General features: G+C 39.8%; 20 protein-coding genes. 10 read left to right on the top strand and 10 right to left on the bottom strand.

Translation table 11 applies throughout. The features are described from left to right. Positions 1 to 144 precede the first annotated feature (144 nt). Complete coding sequence (locus EGN73_RS11820) at positions 145 to 1,452, top strand: hypothetical protein (protein ID WP_219289893.1); 1,308 nt, start codon at positions 145 to 147, stop codon at positions 1,450 to 1,452. 86 nt (positions 1,453 to 1,538) lie between these two features. On the opposite strand, the gene EGN73_RS11815 is transcribed toward EGN73_RS11820, so the two are convergent. The 10 genes from EGN73_RS11815 to trpF all read right to left on the bottom strand — a co-directional run bounded on the left by EGN73_RS11815 (position 1,539) and on the right by trpF (position 9,403). Next, the gene (locus EGN73_RS11815) at positions 1,539 to 2,618 is read right to left on the bottom strand and encodes a VOC family protein (RefSeq protein WP_219289890.1); all 1,080 of its coding nucleotides are present in this window, start codon (positions 2,616 to 2,618) and stop codon (positions 1,539 to 1,541) included. A 12-nt stretch (positions 2,619 to 2,630) separates the two neighbouring features. Then, positions 2,631 to 3,320, bottom strand: coding sequence for a TIGR04283 family arsenosugar biosynthesis glycosyltransferase (locus EGN73_RS11810; protein ID WP_219289887.1), 690 nt, complete (start codon positions 3,318 to 3,320; stop codon positions 2,631 to 2,633). Between the two features lie 6 nt (positions 3,321 to 3,326). Beyond that, positions 3,327 to 3,917 carry a DUF6134 family protein gene (locus tag EGN73_RS11805; RefSeq protein WP_219289884.1) on the bottom strand — a complete coding sequence of 197 codons (591 nt, stop codon included), beginning with the start codon at positions 3,915 to 3,917 and terminating at the stop codon, positions 3,327 to 3,329. Positions 3,918 to 3,929: 12 nt separating this feature from the next. After that, complete coding sequence (arsM, locus tag EGN73_RS11800; protein ID WP_219289882.1) at positions 3,930 to 4,901, bottom strand: arsenosugar biosynthesis arsenite methyltransferase ArsM; 972 nt, start codon at positions 4,899 to 4,901, stop codon at positions 3,930 to 3,932. Beyond that, the gene (locus tag EGN73_RS11795; protein ID WP_219289880.1) at positions 4,885 to 5,565 is read right to left on the bottom strand and encodes a TIGR04282 family arsenosugar biosynthesis glycosyltransferase; all 681 of its coding nucleotides are present in this window, start codon (positions 5,563 to 5,565) and stop codon (positions 4,885 to 4,887) included. Before EGN73_RS11795 ends, arsM begins: the two co-directional genes overlap by 17 nt. Beyond that, entirely contained in the window at positions 5,516 to 6,559 is a 1,044-nt protein-coding gene (arsS, locus tag EGN73_RS11790; protein ID WP_219289878.1) for an arsenosugar biosynthesis radical SAM (seleno)protein ArsS, read from the bottom strand. Before arsS ends, EGN73_RS11795 begins: the two co-directional genes overlap by 50 nt. Beyond that, positions 6,559 to 6,891, bottom strand: coding sequence for an arsenosugar biosynthesis-associated peroxidase-like protein (locus EGN73_RS11785; protein WP_219289876.1), 333 nt, complete (start codon positions 6,889 to 6,891; stop codon positions 6,559 to 6,561). The genes arsS and EGN73_RS11785 overlap by 1 nt, the downstream gene beginning before the upstream one ends. A gap of 370 nt (positions 6,892 to 7,261) precedes the next feature. Next, a complete protein-coding gene (locus EGN73_RS11780) occupies positions 7,262 to 7,837 on the bottom strand; it encodes a phosphatase PAP2 family protein (protein WP_219289875.1) in 576 nt (191 codons plus the stop codon). After that, positions 7,834 to 8,736 carry an oxygen-dependent coproporphyrinogen oxidase gene (gene hemF / locus EGN73_RS11775; protein WP_219289873.1) on the bottom strand — a complete coding sequence of 301 codons (903 nt, stop codon included), beginning with the start codon at positions 8,734 to 8,736 and terminating at the stop codon, positions 7,834 to 7,836. The genes EGN73_RS11780 and hemF overlap by 4 nt, the downstream gene beginning before the upstream one ends. 40 nt (positions 8,737 to 8,776) lie before the next feature. Next, positions 8,777 to 9,403 (bottom strand): phosphoribosylanthranilate isomerase, encoded by a 627-nt coding sequence (trpF, locus tag EGN73_RS11770; RefSeq protein WP_219289870.1) that lies wholly within the window; start codon positions 9,401 to 9,403, stop codon positions 8,777 to 8,779. A gap of 84 nt (positions 9,404 to 9,487) precedes the next feature. Between trpF and EGN73_RS11765 the strand changes: the two genes are divergently transcribed. From EGN73_RS11765 to EGN73_RS11725, 9 genes are all read left to right on the top strand, one after another. Continuing rightward, complete coding sequence (locus EGN73_RS11765; protein ID WP_219289867.1) at positions 9,488 to 10,162, top strand: hypothetical protein; 675 nt, start codon at positions 9,488 to 9,490, stop codon at positions 10,160 to 10,162. Beyond that, the gene (locus tag EGN73_RS11760; RefSeq protein ID WP_219289864.1) at positions 10,152 to 11,798 is read left to right on the top strand and encodes a S8 family serine peptidase; all 1,647 of its coding nucleotides are present in this window, start codon (positions 10,152 to 10,154) and stop codon (positions 11,796 to 11,798) included. The genes EGN73_RS11765 and EGN73_RS11760 overlap by 11 nt, the downstream gene beginning before the upstream one ends. A 57-nt stretch (positions 11,799 to 11,855) precedes the next feature. Beyond that, the gene (rpe, locus tag EGN73_RS11755; RefSeq protein WP_219289861.1) at positions 11,856 to 12,506 is read left to right on the top strand and encodes a ribulose-phosphate 3-epimerase; all 651 of its coding nucleotides are present in this window, start codon (positions 11,856 to 11,858) and stop codon (positions 12,504 to 12,506) included. Between the two features lie 158 nt (positions 12,507 to 12,664). Next, positions 12,665 to 13,168, top strand: a complete 504-nt coding sequence (locus EGN73_RS11750) for a hypothetical protein (protein WP_219289858.1) — start codon at positions 12,665 to 12,667, stop codon at positions 13,166 to 13,168. 101 nt (positions 13,169 to 13,269) lie between these two features. Further along, positions 13,270 to 14,256 (top strand): hypothetical protein, encoded by a 987-nt coding sequence (locus tag EGN73_RS11745; RefSeq protein WP_219289855.1) that lies wholly within the window; start codon positions 13,270 to 13,272, stop codon positions 14,254 to 14,256. An 89-nt stretch (positions 14,257 to 14,345) separates the two neighbouring features. Then, on the top strand, positions 14,346 to 16,898 hold the full coding sequence (gene gyrA / locus EGN73_RS11740; protein WP_219289852.1) for a DNA gyrase subunit A: 2,553 nt from the start codon (positions 14,346 to 14,348) through the stop codon (positions 16,896 to 16,898). 42 nt (positions 16,899 to 16,940) lie between these two features. Then, the gene (locus EGN73_RS11735; RefSeq protein ID WP_219289849.1) at positions 16,941 to 18,155 is read left to right on the top strand and encodes a tetratricopeptide repeat protein; all 1,215 of its coding nucleotides are present in this window, start codon (positions 16,941 to 16,943) and stop codon (positions 18,153 to 18,155) included. A 140-nt stretch (positions 18,156 to 18,295) separates the two neighbouring features. Beyond that, positions 18,296 to 20,761, top strand: coding sequence for a PIG-L family deacetylase (locus tag EGN73_RS11730; RefSeq protein ID WP_219289846.1), 2,466 nt, complete (start codon positions 18,296 to 18,298; stop codon positions 20,759 to 20,761). A gap of 87 nt (positions 20,762 to 20,848) precedes the next feature. Then, positions 20,849 to 22,582, top strand: coding sequence for a sodium:solute symporter family protein (locus EGN73_RS11725; RefSeq protein WP_219289843.1), 1,734 nt, complete (start codon positions 20,849 to 20,851; stop codon positions 22,580 to 22,582). Positions 22,583 to 22,661: the final 79 nt, after the last annotated feature.

Genomic DNA, 22,661 nt, shown 5'->3' with positions numbered 1-22,661 from the left:
AAAAAGCTCTTTTATAGTTGATTTTTGTATTGTAATATTTCAGTTAAAAATATTACATAAATAAGATGATTTTTTCATTTAAAATTTTATTATTTGTAACGGTTATTGTTGAAAAATGTGCCCAGATTAAGCCCTATAATAGTCATGCTTACAAAGAATCTTTTATTGCAAATGTGCAGTGAACTCACGGGAGTTTCACTATTGTTCAAAGTCAAGCAAAATGGTTACAAAGTTTTATTTGCTTCCAAAGATTTTTTGGATTGGGCAGAGAAGAATTTTGGGATTAAAGAGCAAGACCTTATCGGTCTGTCTCTAAACCAAATTATGAAATTCAGAAAACTGCCTTACTTAAAAGGTTATGATCTCAAAGCTTCTTTAAGTGTAGTGGTGAAAGAGGAGGTAAAAGTAGTGGAGACATCCGGTTTTATTGATGTGAATGAAAGCAAGCTTGTTTTTTCAAATGTGCCTCTACTTGACCAAGATGGTAATGTGGGGCATATTTTGCATCAGCTGGAGTTTGAAGACTCAAATTCTCAAAAACTACCTGAAGAGGGCAATTATGCCGCTCAGGTTTTAAAAAACAACGACAGTATTTCTTTGCTATATGAGAAAAATCCTAACCCTATGGCAATTTTGACTTTGGAGGGAAAAATCAAATCGGTGAATGAGGCATTTTTGCAGAGAGTTTTCCCTCTTTACAAAAAGAACAAAATGATTAATGAGGTTTTTGAAATTTTTTCTGAAATCAGTGTCTCCGATATTTTGACACAGGCCAAAAATGGTGAAAAGAGCAGAATAGATCTTAAATTGGATAAGGAAGACACATTAAAATACTTTAAGGCCGAGTTCATTTCATTAAAAGATGATACACATCTTTTAACCACCTTTCATGATGTCACTGAAATCAAAAAGATGAGGAAAGACCTGGTGAAAAAGTCTATGTTAATGGAAGATTGTCTAAAATTTCAAAAACAGGACTTTGACCTTATGGACATTAGGGATGTACTGAAAACCAGCCTTTCATTTATGTTTACCCATGCAGATGCACATAAAGGCCTCATCTGGGTCAAGGATTTATCTATTGATGAAAAATTGGGGCATCAGAGCGAATACCTTCTGGATATCAACTGGCCTACCCATAGGCTTAACTTACTTTTCCTTTTTGATGAAGATCATAGACCAACTAGAAATGAACCCTATACCATGCGCTCAAATGCCTTGGCGAATGTTGGTTTGTTGGAGAATTCTGTCTCAGGATTTGGAAAAAGTATCATGGCCATTACAGGCAGAAAAGCGGATCATTTGCTTTTTGTAATTTTGCTTCAGATGGATGCAACCAAGGTCTTTGATCTGGAAGATAAGTATGTCATGAACATTATTTCCTCTTGCATTTTCTCGGAATTGGCGGGCGTGTTTTCTGGAAGGATGATCTCAGGTGACGACAGATTGTAGCCCTCGAAAAAGAACCGAACTGAATAAATGTAAAATTCTCAGGCTAATTTTTTGAATTGCCCGCCGTGTGGTTTCGGTGGGCTTTTTTATTTTTTCACCCGGTTGATAGCCAGCAATTTGATCATCCATTTTGGAAGTGGTCTGGAGGGATTTCTTTTTTTCAAATTAAGATAAATCCCAAGTTTTTTCCCTATTGGGACTTTGTGGGTTTCCACAAATTCAATCAATGTGCCGTCTGGATCTTCTACATAACTGAAATGGCCCGCTGCTTTTCCCATATCAAAACTACCGGTACTGTTTACCGTAAAGTTATATCCTAATTTTTGGGCTTTTAACTCCAGCTTTTCCATTCCTCTGATGTCAAAGCAAACATGAATGAAACCAAGGTCACCCCAGTATCTTTTTTCGAAAATATGAGTGGTCTTCCTGTTCTTTGTCTGTATCAATTCAATCTCACTTTTGCACAATAGCTGGCCGAATGCTCCAATCAATTCAGCATTGGAAGTCAACAAAACTCTAGAGTATATTTGTTTAGATTGATCAAGGTTTGGAAGATCTTCTCCCAGACAATTGTTTAGGTGATACAATATGTCGCTAAAGCCCAGAAGTTCCTGATAAAACTTCATGGATTTCTGGAGATTGCTCACTCCTGCTATAAACCCTGCTACCCCTCCTGTAAGATCTTTATTTTTTGAAAACCATGAATCACTTTCGATTACCTGAAAGAGATTTTTAAATGGATCTCTTATAAAAAAATGCTTTCTACCATCCGGTGATTTTTCTATTTTTCCCGATAAATCCAGTTTTTCATCTTCAAAAAAGCGAAAGGCTTTTTCTACATCCCGTGCTCTGATTTTGATGGCAAATATTCCCAAATCACCCAAACAGGGCATTTTTCCGGGAGGGACAGGTTCCCTGCTGGTGTATTGCCAGATTTCAAATCCCCCTCCACCTTGTAAATTCATTGCCAAAATTGCGTGTCGGCAATGTTCCTCATCACCAGTATACCTAGTCATCAAACTGGCAGTGGCAACATCTTCGAAGACAGGTACATCCATACCGAAATACTTTCGGTACCACCCCCATGCATTGTGCGCATCAGACACTCCAATACCAACTTGCTGTATTCCACTTATCAAAGGAAGATCGATTGAATTTGTATTCATAATACACCTTAATTATCTGTAGTCAAGCAATGATTTGTACATTCTCTTTAACTTATTAGGAGAACATTTGAAAAAGAAAAGGCCGAATACCAGTAGGTTTACCAACTGCACCCTTAGCCAGGAATTGCTTTCATACTTTCTAGCTGAAACTGTTATTTGCTTGGATAAAACTTTAAACCTGTATTTTTTTCTGATTCTTCTGACTAACTCAAAATCTTCCATAATACAATAATATTCATCGAATCCCCCCAATTCCCAAAAAACATCTCTATCAATGAATAAAGTCTGATCACCCCCGCCTGAAAGAACACCGTCAAACTTTGTAAACCAAGAGTTGATTTTCAATAATCTTGAATCCGAGTCAAATGAATAAGCAAAACAGCCTGCTTGGATTCCTGATTTCAATGCTTCTCTGATATCATCCGGAAATGAAGAAGGAATCCTGGTGTCTGCGTGGATAAAATACAAGATATCTCCCTGTGCATGAGTAGCACCAAAATTCATTTGGGAAGCACGTCCTTTTTTTGGGGAACGCAGGAATATATACGGAAAATTATTTACGGTTTTTTCACTTTCATCAATGCTGCCACCATCCACTATTATCACTTCAAAATCATCCAATTCAGGATGATTGGAAAAAAATGGCAAAAGTTCCTTTAGATTTTGCTCTTCATTCAGCACGGGAATTATTATACTGATCATTGGCCTCTATTTTCTGCTGACTACGTAATTTTTTATCGGACTCTGCATTACAGCTTTTACGAAATCCCCATTTTCGTAGTAAAACCTATTTTTGTTTCCATTGACTTCTACCTCATAATAATTCCCCTTCTTTTTGATTCTACTTAATAGCCCAAAGTTTTCGGCAAGAAAAATAGCATTATCAATCGGCTCTTCGAAATACAGTTTAGAAGTACTCAGATGGACAGTTTCTAAAACGGGATCTTCGTTTTCGAATTTGTACATCTTAGCATTGACCTGATACCGGCCATTATCGAGCAAAATATGACTGGAAAAATCCCCTCTGTTGGAAGAGGTGTTTGATTTTGCTTCCTGCAAAATTCCGTTTTCATATTGCGCTTCTGCATCGAAAGACACATCAATCCATGAGAAAAACCAGAACCTTACCTGACTTTGTATTTCATAGCTTTCAAATGATGCATCTATCTTTTTTATCGCCTCCATTTCTCCAATTTTGATTCCAGCTACAGTAATATCACAGAGGACGGTTTCCTGAGCGGATACACCTTTGACCCAGCAAAACCCCAATAGCAAAATCAAAAATGGTTTTTTTCGCATGTCTTTTCAGTCTTAACAGCAACCCCCTCCATCATAGAAATAGGTTGATTCCGAAATAAAGATATCATTTCTTTGAAGCTTAGCCAGCACCTTGGCTGTTTTGTCACATACGGAGAGTGGTTGATTTGGCATAAGAACATGACCTTTTTTATCATCAAAATACTCTTCGTTCCCAAAATATATCGCAGCTTTACCGGTGAATATGCAAGGACCATCCTCAGGCATTGGATCTTTGATAGCACATACTTCCACGCTTTCGAGCATGATCAATTCTTTGGTGTCATATTGTCCTGGAGCAAGTATTCTATAAGGTCTTTTGGCTCTTACTTCAACAGTGCCAAATCCAGCTTCAGTGATCATATCCAGATACTCCTGAAGGGGAAGTGAACCACTTAGGCATAGGGCTCTCAGTCTTTCGTCATTTTTCAATGAATCAGGCATGGTTTGTTCTGTCACGGGGTCACTAAGTACCAATCTGCCATGAGGTTTTAGCACCCTGTACATTTCAGTCAATGCCAATTTTAGGTCTTCTTTTGTAAAAATATTGAAAAGACAGTTTTGGGCAGCTACATCTATAGAAGCGTCCTCTACAGGAAGACTTAGGGCTGTTCCTTTTCTCAGTGAAACAAAATCTTTGCTGAACCAGGGGTTTTGCTCTTCTGCCACATTCAGGTTTTCCATGCAAGCTGCGAGCATTTCATCTACTATGTCAATTCCAACAACCCCCTCTTTTTGGCGGGAAAAATAGGCAAACTGCAAGACTTCCATCCCCCCACCAACACCGACGTACAGGATTTTTGGATTGTTGACCAAGTCTCTAGGGTGTACAGTGCTTCCGCAGCCATAGTTCATCTCCTGCATGATCTTTGGGATACTCAGTCCTGGCAATTGCCAAACGGGAGTGGTGGTGCAGCAAAGGCCGACATCCGGTTTTAAAGCTGCTTCTTTGTATACATTTACAGTGGTATCAAGGTAGTTGCTCATTCGTTTTTTTGAGTTTATAAAGTTTCCAGTCTTCTTCAGTGTCTATATCATTTAAAGTTTTCAGTTTATCGTAGCTTAAACCTTGTTCTTCAGCTTTCTGAATCGTGCTCGTCATCACTTGGTCAGTAGACCAATTAATAGATTCAAATAGGCTAGGTGTATGTTTCTTTATTCCCAATAAATAGTACCCCCCATCCTCAGCAGGGCCTATGACGAGGTCCTTGAAGTAAAGCTTATCCAGTGCCAATTGCAAGTCTTGTGCTGTAATTTCCGGACAGTCTGTACCTATGATGAGGCATTTCTCATAGCCATGATCGAAACAGTCTTTAAAAGCCTCATTCATTCTCTCACCCAAATCTTTTCCTTTTTGGGCATGAATTTTATAGATTTTTCCTTTGATGTCAAAGGGCAGCTCCTCCACATAGTCTGACAGGTAAATGAAAATATCTACCTCTTTGAGCTTACTGATTTCATCATAGGTAGATTTGATAAGAGAACGGTATATTTCCATTGCAACTTCATCTCCCAAAGTTTTGGCAAGGCGGGTTTTGACTTTTCCTGAAATGAGGTTTTTTTGAAAAACTATAATTGCATTTTTTGAACTTCTGGCCATATTATGCTGTAGTCCCTCCACAACTGGATCCTGCTCCGGCAGTACAGCCAAAACAATGTTGATTTACCACAATATTTCTATTATGTAAAGCACTTTGTTTCCAGTCTTTGATGTGCTGGGACTCAGGGCTTTTTACTTTGAGTTCAAGCATTTGGTTGAAATCACAATCATATAAGTATCCATCCCAACCAACTGAAATGGTGCTTCTGCACATGACATTGGCAGCAGCAGAAGGGTTATAGGATTCAATCAGTTTTTCCATGTAAGCTTCATAATTTCCACTTCTCTGCAAATACTCCAAAAACCTGCTGATCGGAATATTGGTGATCGTGAAAAGTGAATTGAATTCAATTTGGTATTGAGTACTTAATTTTCTTTTGAATTCAGCTTCCAAGCCTTGCTGGGAACCTGGCAAAAATGCGCCTGAGGGATTATAGACCAGATTAAGGACCAAACCTGTACCGGCCATTCCATATCCAATCCCGTTGAGCATGCGCAGCGCTTTGATAGATTTTTCAAAAACCCCATCACCTCTCTGTGCATCAGTTTTGACAGGATTAAAGTAAGGTAGTGAAGACACTACTTCTACATTATTTTGCTGATAAAATTCTGGTAGGTCATGATATTTTGGATTGGCAAGAATGATGGTCAGGTTACATCTGACGATGATATTGATATCAGGATCAATGGTCCGGATCTCAGTGACAAACCAGCGAAAATGAGGGTTCATTTCAGGAGCTCCACCGGTCAGGTCCACCGTTTTGATCTTGTTTTCACGGATGACATTCAAGCAATGACTCATGATGTCCCTTTCCATAATTTCTTTTCGGTCAGGACCTGCATCCACATGGCAATGTTTGCATATCTGATTGCACATTTTTCCCATATTGATCTGGAGGATTTCAATCTGGGTAGGCTTAAGTGGAAAAAGCCTTGACGCTTCCAGTTTATTTTCGAACCTTCCTTTAAAATCTGATGATTCAAGTAATTCAATTTCGTATTCAGTATTGGCTAGGGGATGATTCTGTGCTTTTAATGACTTCATTACATTGAGATTTCTTTGGCTTTATTCATCATTTGTGTGGAGTGTACAAGAGATGCTCCTCCTCTGATAGCAGCAGCTACGTGTACTGCTTCCATCATTTGCTCTTCGTCACAACCTTTTTCCATAGTATCAACGGTGTATGCATCAATACAATAAGGACATTGTACAGCATGTGCTACAGCCAGGGCAATCAGGGATTTTTCTCTAGCGGTAAGTGCCCCTTCTTTGAATACTTCACCGTAATAATCAAAAAATTTGTCGGCCATTGATTTTTGGAATTCACCTATTTTACCAAATTTTTTAAGGTCTTCGGGGTTGTAGTAAGTTTTCATGTGTAAAGGTTTTTTTTATGATTTTAAAATGAGATATACGACGTAATACTTATTGTTGGATTGTGATAAATTACAATTTGCATATCCGCAATTATACCACTAGCCAATTTAAATAAGTGCCTAGATCAATCCGATACTAATAGATACCTGCCTGCCGCAGGCAAGTTGGATTCGCCTCGGCGGACAAGTTATTCATGGATAACTTGACCCGGTTTATCGGGATTGGCTTGAAATCATAGGTTTGTTCCATTATTTAGGTTCTACTGGTAAGTAAGCGGATAATCATGAATTACAATATTGTAATGAACAATATATCGAACTTTTCATGTACAAACCTTATGGTACCACTTAAGTTTTTTTAAAATGTTTGTTAGGTCGTTTTACTGGTCCTTGTCAAATGCCAGATCGTGATACCTATTTTGTAAGCCAAAAATCCACTTGCAATTCCCACCATTCCGCCTACGAATACATCACCGGGAAAATGTACTCCAAGATAAATTCTGGTGTAGGAAAAAAGACCAGCCCAAGCAAATAGCCATATAACTGCTGGAAATTTTTTACCTAAAATGAAGTACATCAAAGTGGCAATGGCAAAGCTGTTTGCCGCATGGGAAGATGCGAAGCCATACTTGCTGCTACAGTTGCCGTAATGGTGTATAATGTCTACAAAATCAGGGTCATAACATGGCCTCATCCTTGCAAAAAATGGTTTCATGAAAGTGGAAGTAAATTGGTCCGCGAATAAGATCGCCAGTCCAATTGAAATCACTGCCCACCACGCTTGCTTGCCATAAGCCTTCCATATCAGGAAGAGTAAGAGTGCATAAAGAGGGATCCAAGGTTTGGTCTGCGTCAAAAAAAACATGATGGGATCCAAAAAATCGGAATGTATCCCATTGAGAAATAAAAAAAGGGCATGATCCCACTCAATAAGCTGCTCTATCATAATTTAATATTGACCCAGTCTACATCTTTTTTCAAACAGTTGAGGGTATCCCATTCTGGTGATCCTTCATCCGGCTGATGCATGTATTCCCAATTGGCCTCAGGAGGCATACTCATGAGGATACTTTCAGTACGACCGTTGGTGTCCAGCCCAAATTTGGTACCTGCATCCCAGACCAGATTAAATTCCACATACCTACCTCGTCTGAGGGCCTGCCATTTTTTCTGTCTTTCACCAAATGGCAGCATGTGGTTTTTTTCCATGAAATGTCTGTAAATCTTTGGGAAAAGATAACCTATAGATTTTACGAAGTTGAAAATGTCCAGCATCTTACCCTCATCCTGATCGTTGAGACGGTCAAAGAAAATTCCCCCGATTCCCCTGGTTTCATTTCTGTGTTTGATGAAAAAGTAATCATCTGCCCATTTTTTAAATTTAGGATAATATCCTTCATCAAACTGGTCGCAGGTTTCTTTTACCAGTTTGTGAAAATACACCGCATCAGCTTGGTCTACATAGTGTGGTGTAAGGTCTATGCCTCCACCAAACCATCGAACTCCATTGCTCATCTCAAAATACCTGATGTTCATATGGATGATGGGAACCATAGGATTGTGTGGATGAAGCACGATAGAAACTCCTGTGGCATAAAAATCTGCCTGCTCCAATTGGAGCTTTTTAAGTATCTTTTCCGGTGTAGGGCCTTCCACAGCTGAAAAGGCCACCCCGCCTTTTTCAATGATTTTTCCATTTTCAAAAATCCTGGTTCTGCCACCTCCGCCCTCTGGTCTTTTCCACAAATCTTCCCTGAATCTTCCCTGACCGTCTTCCGACTCCAGTTCAGCACAGATGTAGTCTTGGATCTTTTTGAAATCCTCGGTAATGATTGATTTATCCATTGATATAGGATTAATTTAATTGTTGATATACAGAGGTTTATTAATCTTCTATTTCCAGGGTTTCCAAGATTTCGGCCAGTTCATCAAAATCCTTTAATCCAGGTTTGATTTCATCGCCTCCTTCCATAGAAATACCTTTTGCCTCAGTTTGTTCTACAACATTCAATACATTATCTGCTGATAGTCCGAATCCGATTAATACCTGACAAGATGAAGCCAATTGCTTGATTTTATCCGTGATCTCTGCGGAAAGTTCGAGTTTTTCAGATTCCAATAAAAGGGTAATGTTGTGTTGCTGATATGAGTCCACTTTCTTTATCAGTTCCTCAAGGTCTTCTTTTGAATTGATGGATTGTTTCAGTACAATGCCATAAGGCGTATTGACCAACATTTTCAAATGTATTTCTTCCTCGATCTGAATGTGGTGAAAGCCATCATATTGCTGTAAAATAGTGAGAATTCTTTCCGGATGGGTATGAGAAAATTCCGCAATGTACTCCAGACCTGAAAGCCAATCTGTTATTTCTTTGAATTTTTCCGGAGATGTAAAGTTCTTGGTATTTTCTTCCAAGCTGAATCCCATTAGGTTGACTTGCATGCCAGCACAATAGCGTGCATCAGAAAGGTTGTTTACTGCGGATATTTTTACAAAAGTTTTAAGCGCCATTCTATAGATTATCTGATTTTTGACGCTAAGGTAAAAGTTTTCGTATGAAAAATGTATTTTTAGCCCATCCTTCAACAGTGGATTATGAATAAGTGGATTTGGGTAGTTTTTCTGGTGATACTTTCAGCTTGTGTGGAAACTGAAAATCCCAGAACAGATTTTGGTCAGGATTTTCAGCCATTGAGGGTTGGCCTATTTTGGATATATGAAGTAGACGAAACCATAGTTTTCGGGGAAGGAGATGAGGAGCATAGCACTTATTTTTTGAGAGATCAGATTGAGTACAGTTTTCAGAATGCTGCGGGAGAAGAGGTCTTTGTGGTCAAAAGAGAAAAATCCGAAGATTTGGATTTTTGGGTAGGGCAAGGCAACTATTCCCTACAAATACGTAGAAATGCATTGATCAGGCAATTTGAAAACCAAAAGACGGTTCCTTTGGTTTTTCCTGTAGAAACGGGGAAATCTTGGGACGCTATGGTATACAATTCCTCTAATCCAGATGAATATAGGGTGTCGTTTATGGGAAATGTCACAGTCGGTGAACAGACCTTTCAGCGCTCAGTAAAGATATTGCAGGAAGAAGATGATGATGAGATTACATTTCGGGACAATAGGTATGAAGTTTTCACCCGCGGCATAGGAATGGTAGAGCAGTACTATGAAGTATTTACTTATTGTTCCAGAAATGATTGTCTGGGAGAAATGATTGTCAATTCCGGTAGAAAAACACATTTGAAAATATCAGTATATGGTGGTTAAAAAGTTGGTTCCAATGCTATTGTTTGCAATTCTGTACGCCGGATTGGCCTCTGGGCAAAACAGGTATGCCGTGCATTATAAATACAAGCCACATGATGTTTTTGCCTTGGATAATCCCTCAGATTACTTAAGTCCTATGGCCGTGGAAAGAAAAAGCCGTTTCAATATTCCCTTGGATAGTCTTGATCTACCGGTATCTCCTGCTAATATAGAAAAGGTGCAGCCAATGGTCTTGGAAATCCTTTATCATTCCAATTGGCTAAATGCCTCAGTTGTCATTGCCAATCCCGAAGAAATAGAAGAAATACTGGATCTGGACATAGTAGAAGATGTGATTTTGGTGGCTCCTGGATTTGTTCCTCAAGGAAGGGTTTCTAATAAAAGTGGGGAAAAAAGCTTCAATTTGAATCTAAAGGGGATGAAAAATAAATCAGATGCTGCACCATTTGAGTTTCAAAACCAACTTCTGGGGATACCTGAGATGCACGGAGAAGGGTTTAAAGGTGAGGGCGTTACTGTGGCTGTTTTTGACGCTGGATTTCCTGGAGTAAATACCCTTCCTGCACTTTCCCATATTCTTGAAAATGGCAGGCTGATCGGGGGGAAGAATTTTGTCCATCCATGGGATTCTGATATATTTAAATATAATCAACATGGATCAAATGTACTTTCTCTCATTGCTTCCAATGACCCTCAGACGCTCTTGGCAGGTGCTCCAGAGGCCAATTATATTTTATGCATCACAGAAGAAGTCCCGACGGAATATAGGATCGAAGAGTACAACTGGGTCAAAGCAGCAGAGTTTGCGGACAGCCTGGGAGTAGATATCATCAACAGTTCTCTGGGTTATCTGGATTTTGATGATCCATCCATGGATTATACTGTAGATGATCTTGATGGGGAAACGGCCCTGATTACTAAAGGGGCCAATATTGCCTCCCAAAAGGGGATTTTGGTAATCACATCAGTTGGAAATTATGGTGCGAGAGGAGCCTCTTCTCTTACAGCTCCCGCAGACGCGAAGGGAATTTTATCTATTGGATCTGTGAACAACAACCTTGAAAGATCCGGTTTCAGTTCTCAAGGGCCTACGGCTGACGGAAGAGTGAAGCCAGAACTTACCACCAACGGGGAGCAGGTCTACCTTATGAGATCAAACGGTAATCTAGGAAGGTCCAACGGGACTTCTTTTTCTGCTCCACAGATAGCAGCATTGGCCGCGGGCTTATGGCAGGCAAGGCCCGAATGGAACAAGGATAAAATTTACCAGGCTTTGCTGGAGAGTGCAGATAACTTTGAAGATCCGGACAATGACTTTGGTTACGGTATTCCCAATTTTACAAAGGCTTATATGGGAGAAGTGCTGAACATTATTACGGTAGAAAATGAAGAAGACTGGAAAGTTTTTCCTAACCCCATCACCGGAACATCCCTTTTTGTCAATTTTGGAAATCTACATCAGGGTGAATTTTCATTGATGGACTTGCAGGGCAAATTGATTGCCAGGCATTCAGTTCAAAGATCATCTATTAAGGAGCCATTTCAGGTAGAGTTGCCTATGCTTTCCAACGGGCTATATATAGTAGAGTTGCAAGCCGGCAACAAGATCAAAAGGACAAAACTCATAAAAAAGTAGGCTAGCAAGAGTTAATTTTCTTTTTTTGCAAGTCAAAAATTTTCAACCGACCCAGCTATGTCTATCCTTATTGCACCTTCGGTATTGGCTTCAGACTTTGCCAATATTCAGAGAGAAATCGAAATGCTTAACGCCTCCGAATCAGATTATATTCATGTGGATATCATGGATGGAGTGTTTGTTCCCAATATTTCATTTGGGGTGCCTGTAACTGAAGCCATCAACAAGCATGCGAAAAAGCCCCTTGATGTGCATTTGATGATTGTCAATCCAGATCAGTATTTGGAGATATTCAGGAAAGCAGGCGCAGAAATAATCACAGTACATTATGAGGCATGCACACACCTCCATAGGACGCTTCAAGCCATTAAGCAGATTGGTGCTCAAGCAGGAGTAGCACTCAATCCTCATACGTCTGTAGATCTGCTGGAAGATGTGATCCAACAGATAGATTTGGTTTGTATCATGTCAGTAAACCCTGGTTTTGGAGGACAAAAATTTATTGACAATACCTATGATAAAGTCAGGAAACTTAAGGCCCTGATAGAAAGAAAAGGTGCCAGCACAAAAATTGAAATTGATGGAGGCGTCAACAAAGAAAATGCCCCTCTGCTTAAAGAAGCGGGTGCTGATATTCTGGTGGCAGGCAGCTTTGTTTTTAGTGCAGAAGATCCTATTTCTACTATAAAAAACCTCAAAACTATCTAATTATCAAGATGATGTACGACAGGCCTTTAAGCGTAAATATTTGCCATTTAACAAAAATTAAGGCCTTTTTAATGCAGTCATTCTTGTGAAATTGTACTTTTAATGCTTTATTGTAAATTAATCAAGATTCACATTATCAATTAAAACCAATTATTACAATGAAAAGAATATTCCTTTTGGCACTTCTGATGTTCGGTGTTTTCAGTGTGCAGACTTTTGCTCAGGAAGAAGCAGAAGATGAGTTGACTGAAGAAGAAATGATGAAGTATGCGTCTATGGAAGTAAAGGTTCAAAATTACATCCAGGAAAAGCAGACTACCATGGAAACCATGATCAAGGAAAACGAAACCCTTGGTGGAGGTGCAAGATACAATGAATTGAAAGCGGCATGGGGAGATGAGGAAAAACTAGCTGAAATCAACGCTACCGAAGAGGAGAAAGAAGCATATGCGGAAATTCAGGCATACATTGATTCGATTGGTGATGAGGTAAAAGAATACATGACCGGATTGATTATGGATGCAGAGGTACTTGGAGCTGCTACTTATAACAAAGTGAGGAGAGCCATGAGTGCTGATCCATCGGTTAAAGAGCAGATCGACGGAATGATCTCAGAATTGAGAGAGCAAGAAGGAGAAGAAGATGGTGATGTTACCGATTGAGGTTAATTTTACTAACATATTAAAGATGGCTGTCAATTTTGGCAGCCATTTTGTTTTTATGGCATTATAATTTTTACTTTAGCGAGCGTTAATTGTATTGTATGAAAAAGTTATCTCTAATTCTTGTTTTGATTTTTGGTCAGATAATGTTTTCCCAAGCACAGGAGGATATTTTTGGAATTGATTCAAAACCAAGAATGAGTAGGAAATCCAATAATGAACTCGGTAATGTAGCTAGGAATGTAGTCAGTATGTTCAGCTTTGAATTTTCGGGAGGAGGAGCTTATTTCAATAAGGTGATGGATTTTAATTCAGACACGCCTTCCCAGTATCCTATAGGTCAGTATCGAAACATTGATGCTCCTAGGGAACTAACTGGAGAAGACACCATTAGACTCAGTTCAGGTAATTATGCTTATCCGATCAATCTGGGCGTTCGGGTCAATGTCTTCAATACCATTACAATTGGCGCAGGATATGGACGGGAATTTGGACGGGTTTCCTTTCCTATAGGGGACAATTACAGATTGCTTTATGAAAATGAAAGTTACACCTTTGATAAATATTACGGGACAGTAGGGTTAGTACTCTATGATGCCAGAAAGAGGGCCAAATTTCTCAACTGGCGTTACAGAAAATATGCCTCACAAAATATTTACATGCAGGGTGAAAAAAACCAAAGGATCCGGCAGAACTATCCTTGGAGGTTTATTGCAGAAGGTGAGTTTGGCAACTTAATTTTAAGAAAAAACATTGATAGTAGGTTAGTTCCGGGTGATCAACCATTTTATGGTATAGCTTTGAGGATAGAGCGGGACTTCAGTGAATATGCAAGATTATTTATAAAAGGGGGTGCTGAATTCAGAAACTTTGTGTTTCAGGCCGAAAGTTTAAATGAATTTCAGAACTTAAATCAAACCCTTTATGTAGCCCAAGTAGGACTTTCCATCAGTCTTCCAGGAACTAAAAGATGTAAAGTCCCGGGTTGTGGAGTGGTTATGAAGCACTTACATGACGGAGTGGAATACAGAGGTAGTTCCATCTTTAGGCTTCAAAACAGAAGAGTTGGTCAGTGGTACGGCAATTGATGTTTTTACACCAGCCGTTGACCAAATAATCTATTTCAAAACCGTATTCTTTTTATTAACTTGCCCGCTTATTGAGCACGAATTAAACTATGGCGCAAGGAGAAAACGAGAACATTATACCTATTAATATCGAGGATGAAATGCGTGGAGCCTACATCGATTATTCGATGTCTGTCATTGTTTCCAGAGCACTTCCCGATGTAAGAGACGGACTGAAACCCGTCCATAGAAGGATACTTTTTGGAATGCAGGAACTCGGAGTCCTTCACAACAAACCTTATAAGAAATCAGCTAGAATCGTTGGGGAAGTTTTGGGTAAGTATCACCCTCATGGTGACTCTGCGGTCTACGAAACAATGGTCCGTATGGCTCAGCCCTGGTCCCTGAGGTATCCTTTGGTTGACGGTCAAGGTAACTTTGGGTCAGTAGATGGTGACAATCCGGCAGCGATGCGTTATACAGAAGCACGTCTAAAGAGAATCGCAGAGGAATTATTGATTGATATCAACAAAGAAACGGTTGATTTTCAGCTCAACTTCGATGATTCTTTGAAAGAGCCGGTAGTGCTTCCTGCCAAAATCCCTGCTTTACTACTGAACGGAGCTTCGGGAATTGCGGTAGGTATGGCAACGAACATGGCTCCCCACAATCTTGGAGAGGTAGTAGACGGCATTATCGCCTATATCGATAATAAAGAGATTACGGTCTCTGAATTGATGGAATATATAGTTGCTCCTGATTTCCCTACCGGCGGAATTATCTATGGTTACAATGGTGTGAAAGCAGCATTTGAAACAGGTAGAGGTAGGGTAGTCATAAGAGGAAAAGCAGAAGTAGAAACCAAGGATTCCGGAAAAGAGGCCATCATAATTTCCGAGATTCCTTATTTGGTCAATAAGGCAAGTATGATTGAAAAAACTGCCCAGTTGATCAATGAAAAGAAAATTGATGGTATTACCGCTATACGTGACGAGTCAGATAGACAAGGTATGCGTGTAGTATATGAATTGAAAAGAGATGCCATTCCCAACGTGGTACTCAACAACCTTTACAAGCAAACTCAGTTACAGACCTCATTCTCAGTCAATAATGTGGCACTGGTAAAAGGCCGGCCACAAACCTTAAACCTTAAGGACATGATTTTTCATTATGTCAACCACAGGCATGAGGTAGTGGTCAGGAGAACTGAGTACGAATTAAAAGAAGCTGAAAAAAGAGCTCATATCCTGGAGGGTTATTTGATTGCATTGGATAATCTTGACGAAGTCATTTCCCTTATCAGAAGCTCAAGAGATCCTGAAACTGCAAGGAATGGACTTATTGAAAGGTTTAGCCTTTCGGAAATCCAAGCCAGGGCAATCCTTGATATGCGACTTCAGCGTCTTACCGGAATGGAAAGAGATAAGATCCAAGAAGAATACAAGGAAATCATGGCCTTGATCGAGGATCTTAAGGATATTTTGGGAAGTGAAGAAAGAAGGATGCAGATCATCAAGGATGAACTGACAGAAATAAAAGACAGGTATGCAGATGCAAGAAGGACTGTAATCGAGCACAACGCGGAAGACTTCAGCTATGAGGATATGATTCCAAATGAAGAAGTGGTCATTACAGTTTCCCATCAGGGATATGTCAAGAGAACTCCTCTTACTGAGTACAGAACTCAGAGTAGGGGTGGCGTGGGATCTAAAGGGGTTTCGACCAAAGAGGATGATTGGACAGAATACCTTTTTACAGCTTCTACACACAATTACCTTTTGATATTTACCGACCATGGAAAATTATTCTGGCTGAAAACTTACGCCATTCCAGAAGGATCCAAAACTTCAAAAGGAAGACCTATCCAAAATCTGATCAATATCGATTCTGAAGATAAAATCAGGTCAATTATACAAGTCGGTGACCTCAATGACGAGGATTACATCAACAACCATTTCCTTGTAATGGTGACAAAACTAGGAATTATCAAGAAAACAACCCTTGAACAATATTCCAGACCTAGATCCAATGGTATTATTGCTTTGAATATCAGGGAAGATGATCAATTGCTGAGGGTAGATATGACCAATGGTGATTCACATATCATCATTGCTGCCAGATCAGGAAGGGCAATCCACTTCCATGAATCTACTGTAAGGCCAATGGGAAGGACTGCTACAGGTGTAAAGGCAATTAAGTTAAGTGATGTTAACGACGAGGTCGTTGGCATGGTATGTGCAGCCAGAGAAGATGCCAATCTTCTGGTAGTCTCAGAAAAAGGATACGGTAAAAGATCACCCTTAGATGAATACCGTATCACCAACAGAGGCGGAAAAGGTGTTAAAGCCATGAACGTGACCGAAAAAACCGGAAATCTAGTGGCTATCAAAGAAGTGGTAGATTCTGATGATCTGATGATTATCAACAAATCAGGAATCACCATTAGGACTCCGGTTGCCGATCTAAGAGTAATGGGACGTGCTACTCAGGGAGTGCGCTTGATCAAATTAAGTGAAAATGACCAAATTTCTTCTGTTGAAAAAATCGAAAAGGATGAAGAAGAAATTGTGGAAATTGAAAACCTTGAAAATATTGAGGGGGGAATAGCTCCTCAGGATAATGAAGAATCACCGGATGCTCCTGAAGAAAAAGGAGAAGAATAATCAGAATATATTTAGAACCATTCAATTAGCAAAAACAGTCAAATGAAAAAGTTAATCTTTACTCTAGCACTTGCAGCATTTACCACTGTTGCTTTTGCTCAAAAAAAAGTAGCTAGGTCAGCTGAAAGGAACTTCAAAAAAGGAAATCTTGAAGAAGCCATACAAGAAGCTGAAGAGGCATTGCAACACCCAGATACTCAAGGTGAGTCATCGGTTTTGCTTACTAAAGCTAAAGCCCAGACAAGAATGTTTGATATGGAAGAGGACATTACCGCTTCTACCGTGTCTTTAGGTCGAGATGCATTCCAAAACTTCGAAAAAGTGATGGAAATGGAAGGTGGCGATAAGTCAAGCAAGGTTGGAAAGGATGTATATAAGGATGATGTTCCTGAACTTCCTGAAAACCTAAGACCTTGGAATAAGAATACGCTTAAGATGTCAGCTTTTAACAAAGCGATAATTGCGTATGAAGAGGATGACTTCGAAATGTCTTATGAAATGTTTTCATTGGTATCAGACATCGACCCGACGGATACTACAGCCAATTTCAATGCAGGTTTTCTTGCCAATGACTTAGGAAAGTTTGATGAAGCTAAAAAGCATTTCAACAGACTTTTGGAAATCGAGGATTATAATAAACTGAATACCTACTACTTCTTGGTTCAGATTGCCAGTGGTGAGGAGCAAGACCCTGAGTTGGCTTATGAATATGTTATGAAAGCAAGAGAAGACTATCCTGAAGACAAGACTCTTGCTGAATTTGAAATCCAGCTTTTGCTTCAAATGAATAAAATGGATGAAGCATTGGCTTCAGTACAAGAAGCTTTGAAATCAGATCCTGATAATCCAGGCTTGCTTTTAAGATATGGATACCTTCTTGAGCAATCAGGTGACCTGGATGGTGCTTATGCTCAATACAAGAAATCAGTAGAAGCTGACGAAGAGTTCTTCGAAGGTAATTTCTATGCTGGCGCTATCCTTCTTGAGCAGGCTAGAAAAATCATTGCTGAAATCAATGAATTGTCAGATGATGAGTGGGAAGAAAAGGCTCCTGAAATGAGTGAGAAAGCAGATGGCCTTTATTCTGATGCCATTCCTTACTTTACCAGAGCATCTGAATTGAGAGAAGGTGAAGCATCTGCAGAAGCGCTTGAATTATTATTCCAGATCCATACGAGATTGAAGAATACTGAAGAAGCTGAAAAATACAATCAGAGACTGATCAGCATCTACGGACCTGACTGGATGGAAAGATAATTTTCCATCATCGAATAAGGCAAAAGCTATCCGATTTTCCGGGTAGCTTTTTTTATGTTTAAACGACCCGAAACCCTTTAATAAAAAATAAGTTTTTTTTATTCATTCCTTCTTTTAGATTTTCAACAAATTGTCAGATTATGAAAAACCCAAAATGCTTGTTGCTAGGCATATTTTCTCTGTTGATCACCCAGGCTTTTTCACAGTATCTTCCTTCATCAGTCCTGTATCATGATTTGCTGCGATTTGAGGAGACCAAAAGGGTACTTTATGTTGCAGCACATCCCGATGATGAAAATACAAGGTTGATTTCTTACCTCGCCAATGCCGAAAATGCTGAGGTTGCCTATCTCTCCCTGACACGAGGTGATGGGGGACAAAATCTCATTGGAAAGGAGCTAGGAATTGAGCTTGGTCTCATCCGTACGCATGAACTTTTAAAAGCTAGAGAAACAGATGGAGGAAGACAGCTTTTTTCCAGAGCACTTGATTTTGGGTTTAGCAAAAATCCCGATGAAACCTTTAACAATTGGGACAGGGAAAAATTGCTTTCGGACGTGGTCTGGATAATAAGAAATTATCAGCCAGATATCATTATTAACAGATTCAATACCATTCCCGGCACCACTCATGGACATCATACTTCCTCTGCAATTCTTTCGTCTGAGGCTTTTGAAATTGCTGCAGACCCTGCTAAGTTTTCTGAACAACTCAAATATACCCAGCCATGGCAGGCGAAAAGAATTTTCTGGAATGCCTATCAATGGGGCGGACAGTACGAACCTGAGGAGGGTAAGCTTTATCACGAGTTTGAAGTAGGTCAGGTCAATCCCTTTATAGGTACTACCTACTCGCAGATTGCCGCTGATAGCAGGACCATGCACAAGTCTCAAGGATTTGGATCCACCGCACAAGTCGGTGCCGCCAGTGATTTTATTCAATTGGTGGATGGGGAATCTTTTGATACACATCCATTTGAAGGGGTAGAAAGTAGGTGGCTGAGGTTAAATAAAGGAGCAGCTATACAAGAGGCTATTCAAAAAGTCAAAGAAGAGTTTAACTTTCTGGTTCCTGAAAGAAACATTGAAAATTTGCTGGAAGTGAGAATGTTGCTCGATTCTGAGAGCAGTGAGGAAAAGTGGTTTTTGGAAAAAAAGGCACAACTGAACCGGCTTATCTTGGATATCCTCGGCGTCAAAACAGAATTTATTGTCAAAAAGGAAATTGGTTTCCCCGGAGATAAGGTGAATGCTGAGTTTGTATTCAACAACCCTTCTAGTTTTCCTATACAAGTAAGTACTTTGAACAATGATTTTTTCACTGAAGGCATCAATAGGCTAGCACAGTCCAATGAACCTATCAGGAGTTCATTGGAATTGATTATTCCCATGGAATATCCTGTTTCCCAACCATTTTGGTTAGAAAACCCAATTGAAAACAGTCTTTTTGGAATCGAAGATCAGAAAAAAATCGGTCCACCTGTCAATGGCCCTAATGTCTCCGGAAAGCTTAAACTGACACTTGAGGGTGGATATGATATTGAATTGGATGTACCGCTGGAATTCAAATACAATGATCAAGTAGATGGTGAAGTCAAGCAACCTTTTACGCTAGTTCCGGAAGTAAATGTCAGCTTGGATAAAAGTAACCTTTTCCTGATTCCAGGTGCTGAAGATAAATTGACAGTGGAGGTATCATTTCGTGGAGACATTCTTAAAGGCAAATTGGAAGTAGAAGGTTTAGAAGCTTCCCAATATAAAGTGTCCGAACCTGAAGTGGATGAAAGGAGAAAGAAGCTTGATTACACCATTAAGTTTTTGGATTCAGACCAGCAAAAGAAGACTGTTCGGGTAAGGTTTAAAAGTGAGGATGGCAGGTCTTTCACCCAGGATACCAAAAGGATTATCTATTCCCACATACCCAACCTGACGTATTTCGTGGATACAGATATCAATCTTGTTAAAATGGATCTGAAAATATCGGGGCAAAAAATCGCATACATTCCTGGTGCTGGGGATGATGTTCCCGATATTCTAAAAAGCTTGGGGTATAATGTAAATATGGTGGAAAATGGCGATTTCACACTTTCAAAGCTAAAGGAGTTCTCTACAGTGATTGTAGGAATCAGGGCATTCAACGTCAATCAAACATTAGCCAACAATGTAGATAAGTTGATGCAATATGTAGAAGAGGGCGGAAATGTAATCGTGCAATACAATACCGCATCACCACTTTTGACCAGAGAGCTTGGACCTTATCCTTTTAGCATTTCAAGAGATAGGGTAACAGTAGAAGGGTCTCCTGTAAAAGCAGATTTTTCGCATCCTGTATTGAGTTACCCCAACCAAGTAACAGAGGTGGACTTCGATGGGTGGGTCCAAGAGAGGGGGCTTTACTTTGTTTCTGGATGGGATGAAAATTATACTGCACCATTGGAAATGAAAGATCCTGGGGAAAATGCTACCAAAGGCTCGCTCATACATACCAAATTCGGAAAGGGAACTTATACCTATACCGGAATTTCTTGGTTCAGGCAATTGCCGGCAGGTGTTCCTGGGGCTGTTAAGATATTTGTCAACCTAATAGAGCAGGGTGGTGGAGAATAAGATCAACTGGAGTAAATGGTATTGGGCCCTCATGATTACCTTGGGAGTCTTGGTCATCTTGTTTTATTGGCTACAAAGCACCTTTTCATGAGTTCATTAGATTGGATTGTCCTATTTGGGACCCTTATAGCTATTGTTGGATACGGAGTGTACAAAACCTACGGTTCACAGGATATGGATAGCTATATCCGGGGTAAAGGAAATATGAATTGGTGGACTATAGGACTATCCATTATGGCTACCCAGGCATCAGCTATTACATTTTTGAGCACACCTGGACAGGCGTATGAGGATGGGATGCGCTTTATCCAATTCTATTTTGGGCTTCCTTTGGCCATGATTATTCTTTCCGTCACTTTTTTACCTATTTATTACAAATTGAAGGTTTATACTGCATATGAGTTTTTGGAAAACAGGTTTGACTTGAAAACCAGAACTTTAGCTGCCTTGTTATTTTTGACCCAAAGAGGATTAGCAGCTGGTATTACTATTTATGCTCCGGCAATTATCCTTTCCACGCTTTTGGGCTGGAACCTGACCTTTACGAATATTCTTATCGGCGTTTTGGTGATTATATACACTGTTTCCGGTGGTACCAAAGCCGTATCTATCACCCAAAAGCAACAGATGGCTGTAATGATGGGTGGGATGATTTTGGCAGGTATTCTTGTGATACAAATGCTTCCTGTCAAATTCACAGAAGCGCTTCACGTCGCAGGTAAAATGGATAAGTTGAATATTGTCAATTTTGAGCTCGACCTTTCAGACAGGTATAATTTCTGGTCTGGCATGACCGCGGCTCTCTTCCTTTTTCTTTCTTATTTTGGTACCGATCAGTCACAGGTGCAGCGGTATCTCACCGGAAGTTCCCTAAAGCAAAGCAGAATGGGCCTTATGATGAATGGACTTCTGAAAGTGCCCATGCAGTTTGTTATTCTTTTTATCGGAGTAATGGTTTTTGTCTTTTATCAGTTTTTCCAACCTCCTGTAGTGTTCAATAAGGTGCAGACAGAAATGCTGGAAAACAGTTCTTATAGTCAGGAATATTTGCAGCTGCAAGAGGAGTTTGGTCAGTCATTCAATGAAAAAAACGATCAGATCATGGCCATGCTCGCAGCTATAGAAGCTAAGGATAATCAAGCAGTGGAAGAGTATAAGGAAAGTATCGCGCAAAGTTTCCAGAAACAGGAACAGGTAAGAAATGAAGTGAAAGAACTGATTGTGAAAAATAATCCTGAAGCCGAAACCAGGGATACTGATTATGTATTTATGCGCTTTGTAATGGATTATTTGCCAACCGGAATTGTAGGTTTGTTGTTTGCGGTAATTTTCAGCGCAGCCATGTCCTCAACTGCTTCGGAGCTTAATGCACTGGGTTCTACTTCTACTATTGATATCTACAAGCGCTCTTTGGTCAAGGAAAAAAGTCAACATCATTACTTGATATCCTCCAAGATGTTAACTGCCTTTTGGGGGGTATTTGCCATCCTCTTTGCTACTTATGCCACGCTTTTTGAAAACCTCATTCAAGCAGTTAATCTTCTTGGGTCTTTGTTTTATGGCACCATCTTGGGGATTTTTGTTGTAGGCTTTTATATGAAATGGGTAAGGGGACATGCTGTTTTTATAGCTGCCTTTATTGCTGAGGCGATCATTTTGCTGGTCCATTTTAATAATGGGGGAGAGCTGTTTGGTATTCCGATCAATATTGGTTTCCTCTGGTACAATGCGATAGGATGTATTTTGGTGATGTTTTTTGCTGCCCTGATCCAACCTATTTTGCCAGGAAAATCACCTAAAAGAAAAGAACCTGCCCAGTAAGTCTGAGCAGGTTCAATTTTGAGGATTTCTTTATAACTTTTCTTTCTGTCCTAGTGAATATCCACTGTTTTTTTCTGGT

The sequence above is a fragment of the Arthrospiribacter ruber genome (genome assembly GCF_019343195.1).
GTDB classification, from domain to species: Bacteria; Bacteroidota; Bacteroidia; order Cytophagales; family Cyclobacteriaceae; genus Arthrospiribacter; species Arthrospiribacter ruber.
This window is presented reverse-complemented; position numbering and strand designations above follow the sequence as displayed.